19 protein-coding genes and 1 riboswitch are annotated in these 20,182 nt (G+C 75.9%); of the genes, 11 read left to right on the top strand and 8 right to left on the bottom strand.

Annotation, left to right across the window (positions count from 1 at the left end):
- Positions 1-22: 22 nt before the first annotated feature.
- Positions 23-1,339: a glycosyltransferase family 4 protein gene (locus AB0P35_RS03470; RefSeq protein ID WP_095875071.1), complete on the bottom strand. Its 1,317-nt coding sequence runs from the start codon at positions 1,337-1,339 to the stop codon at positions 23-25.
- Positions 1,340-1,609: 270 nt separating this feature from the next.
- Here AB0P35_RS03470 and AB0P35_RS03465 point away from each other — a divergent pair, with 270 nt between their 5' ends.
- The 6 genes from AB0P35_RS03465 to AB0P35_RS03440 all read left to right on the top strand — a co-directional run bounded on the left by AB0P35_RS03465 (position 1,610) and on the right by AB0P35_RS03440 (position 8,046).
- Positions 1,610-2,143: a TetR family transcriptional regulator gene (locus AB0P35_RS03465; protein WP_363506329.1), complete on the top strand. Its 534-nt coding sequence runs from the start codon at positions 1,610-1,612 to the stop codon at positions 2,141-2,143.
- 123 nt (positions 2,144-2,266) lie between these two features.
- A riboswitch (cobalamin riboswitch) is annotated at positions 2,267-2,336 on the top strand.
- A 105-nt stretch (positions 2,337-2,441) separates the two neighbouring features.
- Positions 2,442-3,776, top strand: coding sequence for a prenyltransferase/squalene oxidase repeat-containing protein (locus AB0P35_RS03460; RefSeq protein WP_363505898.1), 1,335 nt, complete (start codon positions 2,442-2,444; stop codon positions 3,774-3,776).
- Positions 3,773-4,417: an SCO2322 family protein gene (locus AB0P35_RS03455; RefSeq protein ID WP_363505895.1), complete on the top strand. Its 645-nt coding sequence runs from the start codon at positions 3,773-3,775 to the stop codon at positions 4,415-4,417. The genes AB0P35_RS03460 and AB0P35_RS03455 overlap by 4 nt, the downstream gene beginning before the upstream one ends.
- Before the next feature lie 31 nt (positions 4,418-4,448).
- Complete coding sequence (locus AB0P35_RS03450) at positions 4,449-5,555, top strand: energy-coupling factor transporter transmembrane protein EcfT (protein ID WP_363505892.1); 1,107 nt, start codon at positions 4,449-4,451, stop codon at positions 5,553-5,555.
- Positions 5,552-7,162 carry an ATP-binding cassette domain-containing protein gene (locus AB0P35_RS03445; RefSeq protein WP_363505889.1) on the top strand — a complete coding sequence of 537 codons (1,611 nt, stop codon included), beginning with the start codon at positions 5,552-5,554 and terminating at the stop codon, positions 7,160-7,162. Before AB0P35_RS03450 ends, AB0P35_RS03445 begins: the two co-directional genes overlap by 4 nt.
- Complete coding sequence (locus AB0P35_RS03440) at positions 7,114-8,046, top strand: ECF transporter S component (protein WP_363505886.1); 933 nt, start codon at positions 7,114-7,116, stop codon at positions 8,044-8,046. Before AB0P35_RS03445 ends, AB0P35_RS03440 begins: the two co-directional genes overlap by 49 nt.
- 41 nt (positions 8,047-8,087) lie before the next feature.
- On the opposite strand, the gene AB0P35_RS03435 is transcribed toward AB0P35_RS03440, so the two are convergent.
- Positions 8,088-8,420, bottom strand: coding sequence for an antibiotic biosynthesis monooxygenase (locus AB0P35_RS03435; RefSeq protein WP_095875065.1), 333 nt, complete (start codon positions 8,418-8,420; stop codon positions 8,088-8,090).
- A 35-nt stretch (positions 8,421-8,455) separates the two neighbouring features.
- The gene (locus tag AB0P35_RS03430; RefSeq protein WP_257019207.1) at positions 8,456-8,947 is read right to left on the bottom strand and encodes an anthrone oxygenase family protein; all 492 of its coding nucleotides are present in this window, start codon (positions 8,945-8,947) and stop codon (positions 8,456-8,458) included.
- 118 nt (positions 8,948-9,065) lie between these two features.
- Here AB0P35_RS03430 and AB0P35_RS03425 point away from each other — a divergent pair, with 118 nt between their 5' ends.
- From AB0P35_RS03425 to AB0P35_RS03415, 3 genes are all read left to right on the top strand, one after another.
- Complete coding sequence (locus AB0P35_RS03425; RefSeq protein ID WP_363505882.1) at positions 9,066-10,013, top strand: AraC family transcriptional regulator; 948 nt, start codon at positions 9,066-9,068, stop codon at positions 10,011-10,013.
- 64 nt (positions 10,014-10,077) lie between these two features.
- The gene (locus AB0P35_RS03420; RefSeq protein ID WP_363505879.1) at positions 10,078-10,989 is read left to right on the top strand and encodes a GNAT family N-acetyltransferase; all 912 of its coding nucleotides are present in this window, start codon (positions 10,078-10,080) and stop codon (positions 10,987-10,989) included.
- A gap of 166 nt (positions 10,990-11,155) precedes the next feature.
- Positions 11,156-12,151 carry a hypothetical protein gene (locus AB0P35_RS03415; protein ID WP_363505876.1) on the top strand — a complete coding sequence of 332 codons (996 nt, stop codon included), beginning with the start codon at positions 11,156-11,158 and terminating at the stop codon, positions 12,149-12,151.
- 16 nt (positions 12,152-12,167) lie between these two features.
- Here the strand turns inward: AB0P35_RS03415 and AB0P35_RS03410 are convergent, their stop codons facing one another.
- Together AB0P35_RS03410 and AB0P35_RS03405 are read right to left on the bottom strand one after the other, a co-directional pair.
- Positions 12,168-12,917, bottom strand: coding sequence for an ABC transporter permease (locus AB0P35_RS03410; RefSeq protein WP_363505873.1), 750 nt, complete (start codon positions 12,915-12,917; stop codon positions 12,168-12,170).
- A gap of 3 nt (positions 12,918-12,920) precedes the next feature.
- Positions 12,921-14,546, bottom strand: coding sequence for a phospholipid carrier-dependent glycosyltransferase (locus AB0P35_RS03405; protein ID WP_363505870.1), 1,626 nt, complete (start codon positions 14,544-14,546; stop codon positions 12,921-12,923).
- A gap of 183 nt (positions 14,547-14,729) precedes the next feature.
- Between AB0P35_RS03405 and AB0P35_RS03400 the strand changes: the two genes are divergently transcribed.
- Positions 14,730-15,815, top strand: coding sequence for a MerR family transcriptional regulator (locus AB0P35_RS03400; protein WP_363505867.1), 1,086 nt, complete (start codon positions 14,730-14,732; stop codon positions 15,813-15,815).
- A 305-nt stretch (positions 15,816-16,120) separates the two neighbouring features.
- Here the strand turns inward: AB0P35_RS03400 and AB0P35_RS03395 are convergent, their stop codons facing one another.
- Together AB0P35_RS03395 and AB0P35_RS03390 are read right to left on the bottom strand one after the other, a co-directional pair.
- A complete protein-coding gene (locus AB0P35_RS03395; protein WP_179419498.1) occupies positions 16,121-16,666 on the bottom strand; it encodes a DUF2637 domain-containing protein in 546 nt (181 codons plus the stop codon).
- A 157-nt stretch (positions 16,667-16,823) separates the two neighbouring features.
- Positions 16,824-17,144 carry a hypothetical protein gene (locus AB0P35_RS03390; RefSeq protein ID WP_363505864.1) on the bottom strand — a complete coding sequence of 107 codons (321 nt, stop codon included), beginning with the start codon at positions 17,142-17,144 and terminating at the stop codon, positions 16,824-16,826.
- Between the two features lie 355 nt (positions 17,145-17,499).
- Between AB0P35_RS03390 and AB0P35_RS03385 the strand changes: the two genes are divergently transcribed.
- Positions 17,500-18,804: an IS21 family transposase gene (locus AB0P35_RS03385; protein WP_363505861.1), complete on the top strand. Its 1,305-nt coding sequence runs from the start codon at positions 17,500-17,502 to the stop codon at positions 18,802-18,804.
- Here the strand turns inward: AB0P35_RS03385 and AB0P35_RS03380 are convergent.
- Complete coding sequence (locus AB0P35_RS03380) at positions 18,788-20,173, bottom strand: FAD-binding oxidoreductase (RefSeq protein ID WP_363505858.1); 1,386 nt, start codon at positions 20,171-20,173, stop codon at positions 18,788-18,790. The genes AB0P35_RS03385 and AB0P35_RS03380 overlap by 17 nt on opposite strands.
- Between the last annotated feature and the right edge of the window lie 9 nt (positions 20,174-20,182).

The raw sequence follows: 20,182 nt of genomic DNA, 5'->3' as shown, positions 1-20,182 counted from the left end.
CTGAAGGAGGTGAGGCGAAGCGTCAGGGGACGTAGCGCCAGCCGCGGCCGGCGCGGGCGTGCTGCCCGGCCCCGGTGGCGACGGCCGCGCGGTAGCGCTCGGCGGTGAGTTCGGCGGCCCGCTGCCAGGTGAAGTTCGCCAGGACGCGGGCCCGGCCGGCCTCGCCGAGGCGTTCTCGCAGGGCGGGGTCGTCGAGCAGCCGGCCGAGGGCGGCGGCGAGCGCGCCGGCGTCGGCGGGCGGCACCGCGAGGCAGGTCTCGCCGTCCGGGCCGGCGACCTCGGGGATGGCGCCGCCGGTGGTGGCGACCAGCGGGGTGCCGGTCGCCATCGCCTCGGCGGCGGGCAGCGAGAAGCCCTCGTACAGCGAGGGCACGCAGGCGACCTCGGCGGAGCGGTACAGGTCGACGAGTTCGCGGTCGGTCAGGCCGGTCCGGAAGTCGATGTACTTCTCCAGGCCGAAGCGGCGGACGGCGTCGGCGACCGGGCCGTCCTCCTTCTGCGGCTTGCCGACGACGACGAGGTGGGCCTCGCGCTCGGTGCGGACCTTGGCGAGCGCCTCGACGAGGTGGACGAGGCCCTTGAGCGGCACGTCGGCGGAGGAGGTGGTGACGATCCGTCCGGGCACGGTGGCCACCGACGGGTCGGGCGACCAGAGCCGGGTGTCGGCGCCGATCGGGACCACGGAGACGGCGCTGGCGCCGATGCCGAGGTGCTCGACGATCTCGGCGGCGGAGCTCGCGGAGACGGTGATGACGTGCTCCAGGCGCCGGGCGACCCGCTTCTGCATCCGGGTGAAGGCGTACCAGCGGCGCAGCGAGAGCCGCTTGACGGCGGTGGCCGCGGCCTCCAGCTCCAGCCGGCGGTCGACGGTGATCGGGTGGTGCACGGTGGTGACCAGCGGGAAGCCGTGCCGCTCCAGGCCGAGCAGACCGTAGCCGAGGGTCTGGTTGTCGTGCACGACGTCGTAGCGGCCGCGGTGGCGGGCGAGGTACTGGCGGGCGCGCAGCGAGAAGGTCAGCGGCTCGGGGAAGCCGCCGGTGCGCATGGTGAGGAACTCCAGCACGTCGACCGGGCCGCGGTACTCGGCGAGCGCCGGGGTGCGGAAGGGGTCGTCGGCGCGGTACAGGTCGAGGCTGGGCAGTTCGACGAGCCGCACCGAGCCGGGGCCTTCGACCTCGTCGAGGACGGGGAAGGGCTGGGCGCCGATCACGTCGACGTGGTGGCCGAGCCGGGCGAGCTCACGGGACAGGTGCCGGACGTAGACGCCCTGGCCGCCGCAGAACGGGTCGCCGCGGTAGGAGAGCAGGGCGATCCGCAGCGGTCGCGGCGACGCGGTCATGCTGGTCCCCTTGTCCCTACTCAACCCGGCATGGCGGCCGAAGCGGTTAAAGTAGATCACGTTTCATGGTGGTGTGGTCATCGTCGTCTTGTATGTGAACAACGAGAGACCTCGAAGATACCGGCCCGTAGCTTCGCGGTTCGGGCCGGGGATGGTGATTCACGCCACGTGCCCGGTCCCGTCCCGTCGATGCCCTGGGGGGCTGTGTTGACCGCGTCCACCACTGCCGGCCGCCGGCTCTCCCCGCGCCAGGCGGAGCGGCGCCGCGGGATGCTGCGCGCCGCCGCCGCGCTGGCCTCCCGGGGCGGCTGGGAGGCCGTCCAGATGCGGGAGGTCGCCGAGGGCGCCGAGGTCGCGCTGGGCACGCTCTACCGCTACTTCCCGTCCAAGGTGCACCTGCTGGTGGCCGTGATGGAGGAGCAGCTGCGACAGCTGAAGGAGCAGGTGAGGCGGCATCCGCCGACGGCGCCGGACCCGGCGGGGCGGGTCGCCGAGACGCTGACGCTGGCCTTCCACGCGCTGCAGCGCGACCCGCGGCTGGCGGAGGCGATGGTGCGGGCGCTGTCCTTCGCGGACCGCTCGGTGGGGCGGGAGGTGGACGCGGTGGCCGAGCTGACGTCCGAGATCGTGCTCGCCGCGGCCCGGCTGCCCGGCCCGCCGACGGCCGAGCAGCAGGCGGCGCTGCGGGTGGTCGGGCACACCTGGCACGCGACCCTGCTGAGCTGGCTGTCCGGGCGCAGTTCGCTGGCCGAGGTGCGGGCCGATCTGCACACCGCGGCGCGGCTGCTGACCCCGGCGGGCTAGGAACCCCGGGGAGGTACCCGTACGCCGGCCCGGAACTGGAACGTGTTCCACCAGTGCCGCTGCGGGCGCTGCGCGGGTGGCCGTTAGAGTCGGTGCGCACGACAACTCCATCCGCCCCTCCCGGGGGAAGCCGGTGCGAATCCGGCGCTGACCCGCAACCGTGAGCCCGCCGGGCGGGCGAGCCGGACTGCCCGGGGCCGGGGCGAGCGGCCGGCCGGGCGTGGCACGCCCGGTTCCGTCGAGGTCTACGGGCAGCCCGCCGGGCTGCTGCACCGCTCACCGAAAGGCTCACCCTCACATGCTCACCGCCGCCCGCCTGGGCGCCTCCGCGCTGGCCGGCCTGCTGCTGGCCGCCGGCGCCGCCGCACCGGCCCTGGCCGACACCCCGGCGCCGTCCCCGGTCACCCCGCCCGCGGCGTTGTACGGCAAGGGCGACCCCACCTACGACGGCGTGTGGCGCCAGTCGCTGGCGCTGACCGCGCTGGCCGCCGCGAAGGTCGTCCCGGCCGACTCCGCCGTCTCCTGGCTGACCGGCCAGCAGTGCGCGGACGGCGGCTGGCCCAGCTTCCGGGCGGACACCTCCGCCGCCTGCGACGCCAAGACCGAGGACAGCAACGCCACCGCCGTCGCCGTGCAGGCGCTCGTCGCGCTCGGCGGCCACCAGGACGCGGTCACCAAGGGCGTCGGCTGGCTGAAGGCCAACCAGAACGCGGACGGCACCTGGGCCTACAACCCGGGCAGCCCCGGCGACGCCGACTCCACCGGCCTCGCGATCAGCGCGCTGACCGCCGCGCACACCGACCCGGCGCAGGTGGCCAAGGCCGGCCGCACCGCCTGGGACGGCCTCGCCGCCTTCCAGCTCGGCTGCGCCGCCCCGGCCGCCGAGCGCGGCGGCTTCGTCTACCAGCCGGCCGCGGACGCCAAGGCCAACGGCCTGGCCTCCGGGCAGGCCTCGCTGGCCACCGCCGGCGGGGCGCTGCCGGTGACCACCACCGACCGGACGGACGCCGCGCCCGCCGCCCAGGCCTGCGCCGACGGCGCCGCGACCGCCGTGCCGCACGCGCAGTCCGCCGAGGCCGCCTCCGCGTACCTGGTCGGGCAGCTGAACGCCAACGGGCAGCACCTGATGCTGGCCACCCCCGGCGCCGAGCCCGCCCCGGATCTCAACGCCACCTCCTGGGCGGTGCTGTCGCTGGTGAAGGCCGGCCACCCGCACCAGGCCGCGGGCGCCGCCGACTGGCTGGCCGGCAACGGCTACTCCTGGGCCGCCAAGGGCAAGAACGGCACCGACCCGGCGGCCGCCGCGACCCTGCTGCTGGTCGCCCGGGCCGCCAAGCTCGACCCGTACAACTTCGGCGGCACCAACCTCGTCCAGCTGCTGGCGGACTCCGGCCCGAAGCCCGCCGCGCTGCCCTCGGCGGCGGCCTCGGCCGCCTCGGCCAACCCGGACGGCACCGAGGCGCCCGGCTCCGGCATCACCGACGGCGAGGACAACGGCGGCTTCTCGCCGATCTGGCTGGTCGGCACCGGCCTGGTGGTCGGCATCGGCGGCGGGCTGATGATCAGCCTCAACCGGCGCCGGCAGGCCGCCGCGGCCGCAGGCACCCCGGCGAAGGACGACGGGCAGCAGTGACCGCTGCGCTCCGCCGGACGGCGGCGGCGCTGCTCGCCGCCGTCCCGGCCGCCCTCCTCGTCCTGGTGCCCGCCGCGCCCGCGCAGGCCGCCGACTACCGCTACTGGTCGTTCTGGAAGTGGAGCGGCGGCGCCTGGGCCTACCAGCAGCAGGGCCCGGCGGTGTACGTGCCGGCCGACGGCTCGGTCGACGGCTGGCGCTTCGCGCTGAGCCCCGACGGCGGCCGGGACGCCGCGCGGCCCGGCGCCGCCGGGGACTTCGCGGCGCTGTGCGGCGCCACCGCGGCCCAGCAGGGCCGCAAGCGGGTCGCCGTGGTGCTCGACTTCGGCACGCCCGCCGACGCCCCGAAGGGCGCGGGCACCCCGCCCGCCGCCCGGACGGCCTGCGCCTCGGTGCCGGCCGCCGCGACCTCCGCCGAGGTCCTCGCCGCCACCGTCCCGCCGCTGCGCTACGACAGCGCGGGCATGCTGTGCGCGATCGCCGGCTACCCGAGGGCGGGCTGCGGCGAGGCCGTGGCCGACGCCCCCGCCGCCTCCGGCTCCCCGTCCGACGGCGGCGGCCTGCTCGGGCCGGTGCTCGGCGGCGTCCTCGTCCTGCTGCTCGGCACCGGCGCCTGGTGGCAGCTGCGCCGCCGCCGCTGACGTCCGACCCGGCCGCCCGGAGAACCCCGCCATGCCACGAACCCGCACCGCCGCACGCCCCGCCGCCGGCCCGCGCCACCTGCACCCCGGCGCCTGGTGGCTGTGGGCGCTCGGCCTCGCGGCCGCCGCCTCCCGCACCACCAACCCGCTGCTGCTCCTGCTGATCGGCGCGGTCGCCGGGTACGTGGTCGCGGCCCGCCGCGGCGACGAGCCGTGGTCCCGCTCGTACGGGGCGTTCCTGCGGCTCGGCCTGCTGGTGCTGGGCATCCGGATGGTGTTCACCGTGCTGCTCGGCTCGCCCGTGCAGGGCACCCACGCCCTGCTGACCCTGCCGCAACTGCCGCTGCCGCACTGGGCGCAGGGCGTCCGGGTGGGTGGTGCGATCACCCTGGAGGGCCTGCTGTTCGCCCTGTACGAGGGGCTGAAGCTGGCCGTGCTGCTGGTCTGCGTGGGCGCCGCCAACGCGCTCGCCTCACCGACCCGGCTGCTGCGCGCCCTGCCCGGCGCACTGTACGAGGCCGGGCTGGCCGCGGTGGTGGCGATGACCTTCGCCCCGAACCTGGTCGCCGACGTGCGGCGGCTGCGGGCCGCCCGCCGGCTGCGCGGCCGCGACGACCGCGGCGTCGCGGCCCTGCTGAGCGTCGGCCTGCCGGTGCTGGAGGGCGCGCTGGAGCGGTCGGTGGCCCTGGCCGCCGCGATGGACACCCGCGGCTTCGGCCGCACCGCCGACGTGCCGCGCCGCCTCGCCCGGGCCACCGCCGCGCTCACCCTGCTCGGCCTGCTCGGCGTCTGCGCCGCCCTGTACGGGCTGCTCGGCACGGCGGGCGGCGGCTGGGCGCTGCCGGTGCTGCTGCTCGGGCTGGCCTCGGCCGCCGCCGGACTGCTGCTCGGCGGCCGGCGCAGTCTCCGCACCCGCTACCGGCCCGACCCGTGGGCGGCCCGCGAGTGGCTGGTCGCCGGCTCGGGCGTCGCCGTCGCGGTGCTGACGATCTGGTGCGCCGGGCGCTGGCCGGCGGCGTTCGCGCCGTCGGTGGTGCCGCCGGAGATCCCCGGACTGCCGCTGCCCGCCGCGGCCGCCGTGCTGCTCGGCCTGGTGCCGGCGGTGGCCGCCCCCACCCCGCCCCGGAGGAGCTCGTGATCACCTTCGAGCAGGTGTCGGTGACGTACGCCGACGCCGCCGAACCCGCCCTGACCGGGGTCGACCTGACCGTCCCGGAGGGCGAACTCTGCCTGCTGGTCGGCCCGTCGGGCTCCGGCAAGTCCACCCTGCTGGGCGCGGTCAGCGGGCTCGTCCCGCACTTCACCGGCGGCACCCTGCACGGCCGGGTCACCGTCGCCGGCCGGGACACCCGCACCCACCGGCCGCGCGACCTCGCGGACGTGGTCGGCACCGTCGGCCAGGACCCGCTCGCGCACTTCGTCACCGACACCGTCGAGGACGAACTCGCCTACGGCATGGAGTCGCTGGGTCTCGCCCCGGACGTGATGCGGCGCCGCGTCGAGGAGACCCTCGACCTGCTCGGCCTCGCCGAGCTGCGCGACCGCGCCCTCACCTCGCTCTCCGGCGGCCAGCAGCAGCGGGTCGCGATCGGCTCGGTGCTCACCGTCCACCCCCGGGTGCTGGTGCTGGACGAGCCGACCTCCGCGCTCGACCCGGCCGCCGCCGAGGAGGTGCTGGCCGTGCTGCAGCGGCTCGTCCACGACCTCGGCACCACCGTGCTGATGGCCGAGCACCGGCTGGAGCGCGTCGTCCAGTACGCCGACCAGGTGCTGCTGCTGCCGGGGCCCGCCCGCGCCCCGGTGCTGGGCGACCCGGCGGAGGTCATGGCGCACTCCCCCGTGCATCCGCCGGTGGTCGCGCTCGGCCGGGCGGCCGGCTGGTCGCCGCTGCCGCTGTCGGTCCGCGACGCCCGGCGCCGCGCCGCCGGGCTGCGCGCCCGGCTGGCGGAGCGCACCCCGCCCGCCCCCGCCGCCCCGGCCGGCGAGCCGCTCGCCCTGGTGCAGCGGCTGGCGGTCAAACGCGGGCCGGTGCACGCGCTGCGCGGCGTGGACCTGGTGCTGCGGGCCGGCGAGACCACGGCGCTGATGGGCCGCAACGGGGCCGGCAAGTCCACCCTGCTCGGCGGCCTCGTCGGGCTGCACGCCCCGTCCGGCGGGAGCGTGCGGGTCGGCGGGCTCACCCCGCACAAGGCCCGGCCCGCCGAACTCGTCCGCAGGATCGGGCTCGTCCCGCAGGAGCCGCGCGACCTGCTGTGCACCGAGAGCGTCGGCGCCGAGTGCGCCGCCGCCGACCGGGACGCCGCCGCCCCCGCCGGCACCTGCCGGGCCCTGGTCGCCGACCTGTTGCCCGGGCTGGCCGACGAGCGGCACCCCCGCGACCTCTCCGAGGGCCAGCGGCTCACCCTCGCCCTCGCCGTGGTGCTCACCTCCGCACCCCCGGTGATCCTGCTGGACGAGCCGACCCGCGGCCTGGACTACGCCGCCAAGGCCCGGCTGGTGACGGTGCTGCGCGGCCTCGCCGAGGCCGGACACGCCGTACTGCTGGCCACCCACGACGTGGAGCTCGCCGCCGAACTCGCCCACCGCACCGTGGTGCTGGCCGAGGGCGAGGTGGTCGCCGACGGTCCGACGGCCGAAGTCGTCACCGCCGCACCGGCGTTCGCCCCGCAGATCGCCAAGATCCTCAACCCCGGGCCATGGTTGACGCTCGGTCAGGTCACCGCGGAACTCGGGGAGGAGCTGTGAGCGCCCCGGCCGGGCCGGCCCCGCTCGGGCGGCGCTCCGGGCCGGCACTGGCCCTGCTGTCGGCGATCGGCGTCGCCGCGTTCGGCTGGCCGCTGCTCGCCTCCCCCGGCTCAGACCTGGTCGGCCACTCCGCCGACGCACCCTGGCTGTTCGCGCTGCTCATGCCGCTGCTGCTCGCGGTGGTGGTCGCCCAGATCTCCGAGGGCCGCGCCGCGGGCGGCGGCGCCCCCGGGCTGGACGCCAAGGCCGTCGCCCTGCTCGGCGTGCTGGCCGCGGCCGGGGCGGCGCTGCGGCCGCTCGGCGCGGGCACCGCCGGACTGGAGCCGATGTTCTTCCTGATGGTGCTGGCCGGGCGGGTGCTCGGACCGGGCTTCGGCTTCGTGCTGGGCTCGGTCTCGATGTTCGCCTCGGCGCTGCTCACCGGCGGGGTGGGGCCCTGGCTGCCGTTCCAGATGCTCGCCATGGGCTGGGTCTGCCTGGGCGCCGGGCTGCTGCCCGGCACGGCCGGACTGCGCGGCCGCGGCGAGCACCTGCTGCTCGCCGGGTACGGGGCTCTCGCGGCGGTCGGGTACGGCACGGTGATGAACCTGCAGGGCTGGCCGTACATCGCCGGGCAGGCGAGCTCGATCGCCTTCGTCCCGGGCGACCCGCTCTCGGCGAACCTGCCGCGGTTCGCCCTCTACTGCCTGACCACCTCGCTGGGCTGGGACCTGCCACGGGCGGCGCTCACCGCGGTGCTCTGCCTGACGGTGGGCGGCGCGGTGCTGCGGGCGCTGCGCCGCAGCACCCGCCGGGCCGCGTTCGGCGCCCCGGTGGCCTTCGCGCCGCCGGCCGAGGTGCCGGCGACGGGGGCGCCGGCGACGGCACCCGCCGAGAAGCAGTGACGGGGTACGGCCGCCGGCCGTACCCCGTCACTGCTCCGCGATCAGGCCTTGGGGCCGGCGGACTGCACCACCTCGAAGGACCAGAGCACCGAGTCGCTGGCGGCGGGCCGCTTGGGCGCCTCGCCCTCGGCGGCCGGCGGGCCCTGGCGGTGCGCTGCCTGCATCGGGCCCTCCATCCACGCCTTGAAGGCGTCCTCGCTGGCCCACCGGGTGTACACCAGGTACTGGTCGGTGCCCTCGACCGGGCGCAGCAGTTCGAACCACTCGAAGCCGTCGGAGTTCTCCACCGCCCCGGCGCGGGCGGCGAACCGCTTCTCCAGGGTCTCCCGCATCTCGGCCGGGACGGTCAGCACGTTGATCTTCACTACGGACATGTCTCCATCCTGCACCACCTCACACCCGGTGGCGGTCAGGCCCCGGCGCGTCCGGAGAGGACGAGCGCCCAGCCGAGGCAGCCGAACGCGGCGGTGTTGAGTACCGCGCGGACGGTGTTCCAGCGCACCCAGGCCTGCTCGAAGGCGGCCCGGACGGCGGCCGGGTCGGTGAGCGAGCCGGGTTCGCCGGCCGCGGCGAGCCGGTCGTTGAGGGGCACGTTCACGGCCATCGTCACCACCAGGACGACCAGGTAGAGCCCTGCGGCGGCGGCGATCCAGGGCAGCGCGGTGCGCCCGGCCCCGCCGAGGTGCAGTGCCCCGGCCGCCACGGTGAGCAGCAGCGCGCCGACGAACGCGGCGGCGAACCAGCCGTTCAGGATGGCGGTGTTGATCCGCTGCATCGCCTCGACGAAGGTGTGGTCGCCGCTCCGCCCGAGGCCCGGCATCACCGCGCAGGCGAACGCGTAGAAGAGCCCGGCCATCAGTCCTGTCGCGATGGCGGCCGCGAGCAGCAGTGCCGTCGCCATGGTCCGCACCTCCCTGTCCCCCGTGGTCCTTGTCATACCGTCAAGTCAACCGGCGGGACGGCGCGGTGACCATGGCCGGTCCGCTCGCCCGCATACGCGTGCGTCTACGCTGGGAGCCATGGACGGCTCCGACGGACTGGCCGGGCTGCTCGCGGCGCCGCGGGCCCGGGGGGCGTTCCTGCTGCGCTCGGTGCTGGCCCCGCCGTTCGCGGTGGCGGTCCGCGACGAGGCGCCGCTGACGGTGGTCAGCATGGTGCGCGGCACGACCTGGATCGTGCCCGCGGCCGGGGAGCCGGCCCTGCTGGCACCGGGCGATCTGGCGATCGTGCGCGGCCCGGAGCCGTACACCGTGGCGGACCGGCCGGACACACCGGTGTCGGTGGTGATCCACCCGGGGCAGGTGTCCACCGATCCGGCGGGTGCCCCGCTGTGCGAGGAGATGGACCTCGGCGGCCGGTCGTGGGGCGATCGGGCGGACGGCGCGGCGGTGCTGCTGACCGGCACCTACCAGCTGCGCGGCGAGGTGAACGGGCGGCTGCTGCGGGCGCTGCCGCCGGTCGCGGTGGTGCCGGCGGACGCCTGGTCCTCGCCGCTGCCGGCGCTGCTCGGCGAGGAGATGGACCGGGACGCGCCGGGCCAGGAGGTGGTCCTCGACCGGCTGCTGGACCTGCTGCTGATCACGGCGCTGCGCGAGTGGTTCGCCCGGCCGGAGGCGGCCCCGCCGCGCTGGTACCGGGCGTCCGGGGACCCGGTGGTGGGCCGGGCGCTGCGGCTGCTGCACCGGCGGCCGGCGGAGCCGTGGACGGTGGCGTCGCTGGCGGCGGAGACCGGGGTGTCCCGGGCCGCGCTGGCACGGCGTTTCACCGAGCTGGTCGGCGAGCCGCCGATGGCGTACCTGACGGGGTGGCGGCTGGATCTGGCGGCCGACCTGCTGCGCGAGCCGGAGGCGACGCTCGCGGCGGTGGCCCGCCGGGTCGGGTACGGCAGCCCCTTCGCACTGAGCAGCGCCTTCAAGCGGGTGCGCGGGGTGAGCCCGCGGGAGCACCGGGAGTACGGGGCGGGCTGATCCGGCCGCGGTGGCCGGATTTTTCCGATGGCAGCGCCGGGCGGCCGGTGTCTAGGGTGCCTGGATGACCACGGACATATCGCTGGACGCCGACCGGGCGGCCTGGCTGCCTGCCTTCCTGCGGAGGCTCGCGGACGGCTACCGCGCGGAGGGGCTGGCGGCCCCTGCCGCCGAGCACCTGGCCGAGCAGCAGCGCGAGCAGACGGAGAAGTGGACGCTCGCCGCGGTGCGGGAGGGCGGCCGGACGGTCGGGTACGCCGCGGTGGCGGTGACCGACCGGGACGGCTCCCCGGTCGGCCGGATCGGCGAGGTGTGGACGGAGCCGGGGCGGACGGAGCTGCGCCCGGCGGTGCTGGCCTGGGCCGAGCGGTGGTGTGCGGAGCGCGGCGGCCGCCGGATCGAGGTCCGGGTGGTCGGTTCGGACCCGCTCTTCGACCGGTACGCGGTGCGCGGGCAGACCCGGGTCAAGGAGCTCGCCGCGACGGCGGTGGTGCCGGGCGGCGTGACGGCCCGTCCGATGACGGCCGAGGAGTACCCGCTCTGGCGGGCGGAGCAGGACGACGCCTACGTCGCGGACATCGTCCGCTCCGGTTCGCACACGGAGCCGGAGGCCCGGGCCAAGTCGGCGACGGACTTCGCCCGGCTGCTGCCCGAGGAGATGGCCACACCGGGCCACGCCTTCCTGGTGATGGAGGCGGACGGCGGACCGATCGGCACCGGCTGGCTGCTGCACGGCTTCCTGCCGGGTGTCACCTTCGGCTACTCGCTGGACGTCCGCCCGGAGCTGCGGGGGCGGGGCTTCGGCCGGGCGGCGATGGCGGTGGGCGAGCAGGCGGTGCTGGCCGCCGGTGACCGTGCGTTGATGTTCAACGTGTTCGGCGGGAACGAGGCGGCGATGGGCCTGTACACCTCGGCGGGCTACCGGGTGCTGGAGGAGGGCCGCTCGCGGGACGTCAGCGGCGGGCCGGAGGCGTAGTGGTGGCGCACCGGGAGGACGGTGGGCCGTCACCGACCGTTCATCCCGGCCGTTTCGTCATCAAATAGGACAAGCCCACCGCTCGTCACAGGACCTCCCTGTCCTACCCGTGCAACCTCCTGCATAATCGGGCGCGTTCGTCACACCGACCGAGGAGGACCGGCCGATGCCGGGAGAGCTCTGCCCGCTGTGCGGCACGGTCCGGACGGCCGTCGGCTGCGCCTGCGCCTCCTCGTCCCCGGATGCCGCCGAGACCGCCGTGCTGCCCCACATGGAGGGTCCGCCGCTGGTCAGACCCTACGTCGCGGCGGGGGGCGGCTACGGTTACCCGCCCAACCGGCCCGGCCCGGACCCGTTCGCGACCACCCTGATGCCGCCGGCCCCGGCCGCGCCCCACCGGGCCGCTCCCCCGCCGCCGACCGCCCCGCCGGTCGTGCCGCCGCAGCGACCGGCCGCCCCGAACGGCCCGGCCGCGCCCCGCGGCACCGGCGACGACCTCGGCGTCTTCGACTTCCACGGGACACCGCAGCAGCGCCCCGGCGGCCGGGCCGACCGGCGCGAGCGCGCCCAGCTGCTGGCCGGCCGGCGCCGCACGGCGGTCGTCGCCACCGGCCTCGGCATCGCCGTGGTCGGCGCCGGACTGGCCCTGGCGCTGGCCCCGTCCTCGGACCGGCCGACCATCGACCAGGCGCTGCCCGCGCCCTCCGGCACCCTCGACTCCGCGCCGCCGGACACCGATCAGCCGGCGCCCACCGCGACGGCCTCCGCCTCGACCACCAGGACGGCCTCCGCCGCGCCGAGCCGCAGCAGGGCCGGCACGGCGAGCCGGGCCCCGGCGGCGGCGCTGAGCCCGGTGGATTCCGCGTCGGCCGGCGCCAGCGCCGCACCGCCGGTCTCGCCCAGCAGCTCGGCGGCCACGCGGGTGCTCAAGCCCGGCGACTCGGGGGCCGACGTCAAGACGATGCAGCAGATGCTGATCACGGTCTCCTGCGGCGACCTCAACATGTGGTTCGCCACCGGCACCTTCGACTCGTGGACGCAGTGGATCCTGAGCGAGTTCCAGCGGGACGCCCGGATCAAGGGCGACGAGCGCAACGGCACGCTGTACGGCCCGAAGACCCGCGCGGCGCTGGAGAAGGCTTCGGCCGACCCCCACTGCTGAGACCGGGCCGCCGCCGTCAGACGGGCACCCGGCCGCGGCCGACCAGCTCCAGCACCAGCACCACCGCGGTCGACTCCACGGCGAGCAGCGCGATCAGCACGAAGAGCTGCACCGCACCCGCCTGCGCCGGCCCCGCGCCGCCGAGCAGCATGCCGACGAACGCCCCGGGCAGCGTCACCAGTCCCACCGTCCGGGTCTGGTCCAGCACCGGGACGAGCGAGGTGGCGGCCGCCGTCCGGCAGATCTCCAGCCGGGCGTCTCGGTCCTCGAAGCCGAGCGCCAGCGCCGCCTCCACCTCGCCGCGGCGGGTGCGCAGCTCGTCCAGGGACCGCCGGCCGGCCAGCGAGGTCGCGGTGAGCCCGCCGCCGATCAGGATGCCGGCGACCGGGATCAGCGCGATGCCCTTGTGCGGCAGCAGCCCGGTGGCGAGCAGCAGGACGAGCACCGGCAGCACCCCGGCGCCGATCGGCAGCGCCGCCCACGCCCAGCCCGGCCCGTCGGTCATCCGCCGGCCGGCGGTGCGCACCGCCACCGCGAACATCAGCAGCACGAACAGCGCCGAGGTCCACAGCGAGCCGACCACCCAGGTGATCACCAGCGCCACCGCGGCCAGCTGCACCACCGCGCGCAGCCCGGCCCGCAGCACGGCGTGCCCGTGCCCGAGCCGTCCCCGGCCGGCCACCGCGACGGCCGCCGCCAGCAGCAGCGCGACCACCACGCCGAGCAGCCAGGTGACCGGCAGCAGTTGCCCGGCCGACGCGGCCACCGGTCAGATCCAGCTGATGAACCACATCCGGTCCTGCCAGTCCGACATGGGGATCACCTCCGCCGTGTACAGCGGGTAGAAGTACGCGAAGCAGCCGACCACCGCGAACACCACCAGCCCGGCCCCCGCCGCGCCCCAGGCCCGGCGCCGCCGGCTGCTGCCCGCCGGGCCGAGCATCGCCCCGAGCATCTGGGCCACCGCCAGGCACAGGAAGGGCACCAGGATCACCATGTAGAAGGAGAAGATCGTCCGCTCCTGGTAGCCGAACCAGGGCAGGTAGATCCCGGCGACCCCGGCGAGGATCGCGCCCGAGCGCCAGTCCCGCCGGAACAGCCAGCGCCAGATCGCGTACGCCAGGGCGAAGCAGGACGCCCACCACAGCAGCGGGGTGCCGAGCGCCAGGATCTGGCTGGCGCAGCCGCCGGTCGCCGTGCAGCTGTCCTGCCCGTCGACGAGCTGCTGCCAGTACATCGACACCGGGCGGCCCTGGACCAGCCAGCTCCACGGGTTGGACTGGTAGGTGTGCGCCGAGGTCAGCCCGGTGTTGAAGTCGTACATCTGGGCGTGGAAGTGCCACCAGCCGCGCAGCGCGGACGGCACCCAGGTCATCGGCACCTGTGGCAGCGGGATGTCCACCACCGGGGTGCGCGGCGGCGACAGGCCGGCGCGGTGGTCGGCCCAGTGCCGGTCGTAGCCGCCGTCGGTGGCGAACCAGCCGGACCAGGAGGCGACGTACACCAGCACCGCCGTCCCGACCACGGCGAGCAGGCCGGGCAGCAGGTCGCGGCGGAGCAGGCTGCGGGTCGGGCGGTGGGCGCCGGCCCAGCGGCGGCCGGCCCGGTCCCAGAGCAGGGTCAGCACGGCGAACACCAGCAGGATCTGCAGGCCGTTCCACTTCACCGCGGCGGCGCAGCCGAGCAGCGCACCGGCCCCGATCCGCCACGGCCGCAGGCCGAGCCGGACCTCGTCGGCGGCCCGCCCGCCCTCGGCCCGGGCGGCGGCCAGCAGCTGCCGGGCGCGGTCCCGGTCGACGAGCAGGCAGCCGAAGGCGCCGAGCACGAAGAACATCGAGACGCCGTCCAGCAGGCCGACCCGGCTCATCACGAAGTGCAGGCCGTCCACCGCCATCAGCAGGGCGGCGGTGCAGCCGAGCAGGGTGGAGGAGAACAGCCGCCGGCCGATCCGGGCCAGCATGAGCACCGAGAGCGTGCCGAGCAGGGCGACCATCACCCGCCAGCCGAAGGGGTGCAGGCCGAAGGCCCACTCGCCGAGGGCGATCACCCACTTGCCAAGCGGCGGGTGGGCGATGAACGCCGGTTCGGCGGTCAGCGGGATCTTCTGCGGGGTGGAGAGGATGGCGCGGTTGGCGATGTCCGGCCAGACGCCCTCGTAGCCCTGGTGCAGCAGCGACCAGGCGTCCTTGGGGTAGTACGTCTCGTCGAAGACGAAGGCGTCCGGCTTGGCGAGGCCCCAGAAGCGCAGCACGCCGGCGAAGAGCGCGACGGCGATCGGGCCGAGCCAGTCCGTGTGCCGGACGATCCACGGCAGCGCGCCGCGCGGGGCGGCGTGCCGGCCCTCGGCAGGGCCGTCGGTGGGCGCCGCGTGCTCGGTGACTGCCGGGTACGCCATGGTCTGCCGCCGCTCCTCGCTCGGTGTCGCGGCGGCCGCGGCGGTCGCGGGCTGACGGGTCGCAGGCCCGGACTGGCGCTATGTCGCCTTTGTCGGAGAGATCCTAGCCGGACCGCGCCGCCCGACCGTCCACCCGCCCCGCGGTTTGACCCTCGACCTGGTCGAGGGGGCAGAGTCGGCCGTGTGGACAGCGGACTTCACAGCATCGGCGAGACGGCCAGGCTCAGCGGGCTCAGCGTCAGCGCGCTGCGGTTCTACGACGGCGCGGGCGTGTTCGGCCCGGCCCGGGTCGACCCGCAGACCGGCTACCGATGGTACGCACCCGGGCAACTGGCCGACGCCCGGCTGATCGCCCGGCTGCGCCGGGTCGGCATGCCGCTCGCGGACATCTCCCGGGTGCTGGCCGGCCGTCCCGGCGAGGCCGCCGCCGCTCTGGACGCACACCTGCGACGCCTGGAGGAGGGCCTGGCGGACGCCCGCCGCGAACTCTCCACCGTCCGACACCTACTGGAACTGAGGGAGCATCCCGTGACCGTCACCTGTCTGACCCTGCCCGCCGCCGACCTGGCCGCCGCGCTGGACGCCGTCCGCTTCGCCGTCGGCCCCGACGGCGCACTGCCCCAGGTGGCCGGGGTGCTGTTCGAGGCGGAGGCCGGACTGCTGCGCCTGGTCGCCACCGACCGGTACCGGCTGGCGGTCTCCGAGGCAGCCGCCGGCGCGGTCGAGGGCCCGGCCGTCGGCGTGGTCGCGCCGACCGCCTTCGTGGACGGGCTGCGCGGCCTGCTCGCCGAGGCCGGCGACGGCGAGGCCGAGCTGGCGGTCTCCGCGGACGGCCTGCGGGCCGCGGCCGCGGGCCGCGAGCTGACCGGCACCCCGGTGCCGGCCGACTTCCCGGACTACCGCCCGATGCTGCGCCTGGACGCCGTCCACCGGGTCGAGATCGCCGCCGACGCGCTGCGCGACGGCCTCGGCGCGGCGCCCGTCCGCACGGTGCACCGCGAGCAGGACGGTGTGGACTTCCCGGTCTCGGTGCTCACCGTCTCGGCCGACGGCACGCTCGCGGTCGGCGACGGCACGGCCGGGGAGATCGGGGAGGGCGGGGAGGGCGGGCTGCGGGTGCAGGTCAACCGCGACTTCCTGCTGGAGGCGGTCGGCGCGGGCGCACGCGGTCAGCTCGTCCTGGAGCTCGGCGGCCCGGTCGCCCCGCTCGCCGTCCGCTTCCCGGAGCGCGCGGGCACCTTCTCGCTGCTGATGCCCACCGCTCCCTGACGGTCCGGGGTCGGCCGGCGGGGTCTCGCGCAGGCTCCGGCGCGCGGCCGTTGGGCTGAATCGCACGTGGCGCGCCGAAACTGTGCAGACCGCAGCGAATTGATCAGGCATCTGCCGATCGCTCCCTACGGTGGTTGCGCCGCCTGCGGCACCCGGTCCGCCGTCCGGGCCCGCAGGGGCACCACGACGACCAGGAGTCCTGCATGGCTGCTCACCCCCCGTCAGCTGCGCCCCCGGCCGGCCGGCCGGGGGCGACCTCCGGCCGGCGGGCCGGCGGTGACCCCTGCCGCCGGCCCGCCGACGCGTCACCGCCGCGATCGCCCGCCGTGCCGGGACCGCGGCCGCTGGGAGGGGTGGCGGGTGATCAGCTGGCGCGCGAGTTGGTCGAGGCAGATCGCCGCCGCCACGGGAGGCAGCCCGGCAACGATGACGTCCGGCACGGTCTGCGCGACACCGCAGACGCAGAGCCCGGTGGCGACGGCGGAGAAGGCGAGGACCACGATCCAGGCGTGCAGCGCACGCCGACCGTCGAGGGCGGCCCGGAGCACGGACAGGCAGCCGGCCAGCCAGGGCCCGTACACCACGACCGGCCACAGCAGGGACAGCCCGCCGGGCACCCGGGCGATGGCGAGGTCCTGCAGAGGCGCATAGGAGAGGACCCAGCCCAGCACGCACACCACCGTCACCGCGACGGCGAGCAGGGTGCGGAACAGCTCGCCCAGGGTCTCCTCGCGCCGGTCCGCCGCGGCACGCACCCGGCGCCGCTGCCGCGGGGCCCGCGGCGGTGCCGCCGGCGGCGGCGGGGCAGGCTGCGGCAGGGAATCGGCGACCGGGGCCGCCTGGCTCGGCACGAAAACGCCGGTACTCCAGGTGCCGGCCATTTCGACGGTCGGTGCCCCGTACCATCCGGCGTCCGCGACAAGCGGCCCCGCCGTCCCGTCATAATGCTCGCCGGGACCGGAAAACAGCGGGTCATTTCCGTACGGACGAAAGAATTCCAGCAGTGGGTCATGCACGGGGCGGCTCATTCCCCGGCACGGCTGCGGAATGGCCTGCCGGCGGCACCTCCGGGGCGTCGGCTGCCGCGGGGCCGGGGGACTGTGCGGCACTGCCGGGAACGGCGAGCCGGCATTCCAGGCGGCGCAGCGTCCGGAGCAAGTCGGCGAGGATCCGGGAACAGTGCCACAGGACGACGCGCCGGCCGTTGCGCACCAGGTACCCGGTCTCCACGTCGCCCGCGGCGTTCTGCCGGTCCGGGACGAAGAGCCAGGCCCCGATGGTGCAGATCGGGTCGCGCTCGAAGCTGTGCGGGGTCGCTGGGTCAGGCATGGGAATCACACCACGGTCAACGAAGCGATCTTCCACCCGGGTGTGCGGAATTCGGGCGACATTCCGTATGAACGGGCGCGTGCGCTCTCCGGATCTCCTCGCAGGTAGTGCGGTCCGAGCATATGAGCAAGGCCGCTCTCCGAATTTTCCCACCCGTGCGGCGCAGCGCAGTTGCGCTGCGCCGCGCTCTCCGAAATTACCCGGACGGCGCACCGGAGAAACGTTTCATCTGATTCCGATCTTCAAAGTGGTGCTGTAGGGTCACTCTCTTGCAACGATCCATTGCGAATTCTTAGTCGATGTGGCCGGCAAGCCTGCACGTAGGGGGTTTGGGTTGCTCAGCACGAACGAATACATGGATGTCCGACGGCTCCACGGCCAGGGGTGGTCGATCTCGGCGATCGCCCGGCAGCTCGGCCGGGACCGCAAGACCGTCCGGAGGTACCTGTCCGGGAACCGCGAGCCCGGGGTGCGGACCCCGGCGGAGGACGTCTTCCTCTCCTTCCTCCCGTACTGCCGCCTGCGCATGGCGGACGATCCGCACCTGCCGGCGACCGCACTCTTCGACGAGATCACCGATCTCGGCTACCGCGGCGGCTACTCGACCTTCACCCGCGCCCTGCGCAGACACCGTCTGCGCCCGCTGTGCAGAGGCTGCCACCCCGGCGCCCCCGGTGCCCCCGGCGGCGGACCGGGCGGTCCGCACACCGACCACGAGGAGATCCGGTTCAGCTGGACGGACCTCGCCGACTCCCCGCCCGGCTGGGGCGGCGGCGTGAAGGCCCATCTCCTGACCGGCTCGCTGCGCCACGCCCACCGCTGGCGCGGCGTCCTCCTCGACAGCGACGAATTCCCGCAGGTGCTGGAGGCCGTCGACTACCTGCTGCGGCGGCTCGGGGGCACCGCCCCACGCTGGCGCTTCGACCGCGCCGCGCCCGTCCGGTGCCCGTCGACCGGCCGGCTTGCCAAGGACTTCGCGCCGGTCGGGCGGTACTACGGGGTCGAGATCGAACTGGAGACCGCCGGCCCCACCGCCGAGGAGGAGCGGCGCGCCGCAGCCGCCGGGCAGCACTGGCGCAGCGTCGTCGACGACCTCGGCCCGCGCGCGGCGCAGCGCATCCTCGACCGCCTGGCGAGGTGGTCCGACGAACGGCTCCCGGCCGGCGACGGCGCGCCGTCCACCACCCCGGCGCTGGGGGCGCTGCCGCCGGCTCCGTTCCCGGCCTGTGTGCGCACCCTCCGCACGGTCGACCAGCGCGGGCTCGTCCACTTCCGCGGCAACCGCTACGCCGTGCCGCCGGACCTCGCCGGAGCGCTGGTGGAGGTCCGCCACCGGCTGGACGAGCCCCGGCTGTCGATCACCGCGTCGAGCGGGGCGGTCATCGCGCGCCACTCGCTGGCGCCGCGCGGCGAGGGCCGGACGGTGGCCGACGGCGGCACGGTCTTCGTCCTGGAGCGCCCGCCCCGTCTGGTCCTGCCCGGTTCGGCGGCCTGTCCGGACACCGGTGTCCGCCGCCCGCCGTCCGCGGAGGCGTCCGCCGAGGCCGAGGCGCTGCGCAGGCGGTACCTCCGCCCCGGTCCGACCGTGCCGGGGCAGCGTCCCGCGGGCGCCCGCGCTGCGGCTGACGGCTGCCGACCCGGCCTCAGGCCGCGGGCCTGATGTTGTGGTTGAAGTGGAGGACGTTCGCCGGGTCGTACTCGGCCTTGACGGCGGCGAGCCGGGCGAGGTTCTCCGTGCCGCGGCCGGCCGCGGCGCGGTCCTCGCCCTCGTCGCCGATGAAGTTGAGGTAGACCGCGCCGATCGACCAGGGCCGCAGGTCGGCGCAGACGGCCTTGGTCCAGCCGCGGCCGCGCTCGTCGTCGGCCGGGTCCTCCCAGACCGCGAACGGGTGGACGGCCCAGGGCGCGGCTCGCCACGGCACCGGCCACCGGTCGTCGCCCGCCGCGACGGCGCCGCCGAGCGCGAAGGCGATGTGCTGGCTGGGCGAGGGCACGATCATGTCCCGGGCGCGGGCGGCGAAGGCGTCCACGGCCTCGTCCGGGAAGCCGGAGAGGTACTCGGCGGACCAGTAGTTCCGGAAGCCGGGCGGGTCGTCGAGCATGCACTGCAGGTCGGCGTACGGGATGTCGGTGACCACCTCGGCGGCGTGGCCGAGACCGAGCATCGGCGCGAAGGCGGGGCGCGCGGTCTCCAGGTCGCCGGCGTAGGTGAGCAGGACGCCGATGGCGGGCTGCCCGACCAGCTGCGGGGGCACGAACTCCTCGGGCGGCGCGGTGAGATAGATGAAGGCGCCGCCGACCTCGTCCGGTGCGGCCTCCATCGTGTCGCGGTAGGCGCGCAGCACGTCGGCGCCCTTGTCGGCCTCGAAGAGCAGCAGCGCGATCGAGAAGGCGGGCAGCGGGTGCAGGCCGAAGGTGAACTCGGTGACCACGCCGAAGTTGCCGCCGCCGCCGTGCAGCGCCCAGAAGAGCTCGGGGTTCTGCTCGGCGCTGGCGTGCACCCGGCGGCCGTCCGCGGTGACCAGGTCGGCGGCGAGCAGGTTGTCGCACATCAGGCCGAAGCGGCGTTCCAGCCAGCCGGATCCGCCGCCGAGGGCGAAGCCGCCGATGCCGGTGGTGGAGGCGCGGCCGCCGGTGGTGGCGAGGCCGTGCGGCTGGGTGGCCCGGTCGAGGTCGCGCATCAGGGCGCCGCCGCCGACCTGGGCGACCCGGGCGTCGGGGTCGACCCGTACGGTGTTCATCCGCCGCAGGTCGAGGACCAGGCCGCCGTCGACGAGGGCCTGGCCGCTGACCGCGTGGCCGCCGCAGCGGACGGCGATCTCCAGGCCGCGGCTGCGGCCGAAGGCGAGGGCGGCGGCGACGTCGTCCGGCCCGTCGCACTGGGCGATCACCGCGGGCCTGCGGTCGATCATGCCGTTGTGGATGGTTCTCGCCTCGCCGTAGCCCTCGTCCTCGGGCAGCAGCACCCGGCCGGCGAAGCCCTCGGCGAGTTCCTCCGGGCGCAGGCCGTCGATCGCTGGGGAAGCCATGGTGAGCCG

The sequence above is a fragment of the Kitasatospora sp. NPDC085879 genome (genome assembly GCF_040686255.1).
GTDB lineage: Bacteria > Actinomycetota > Actinomycetes > Streptomycetales > Streptomycetaceae > Kitasatospora.
The sequence above is the reverse complement of the archived record's forward strand: the minus strand, read 5'-3'. Positions and strand labels throughout refer to the sequence as shown.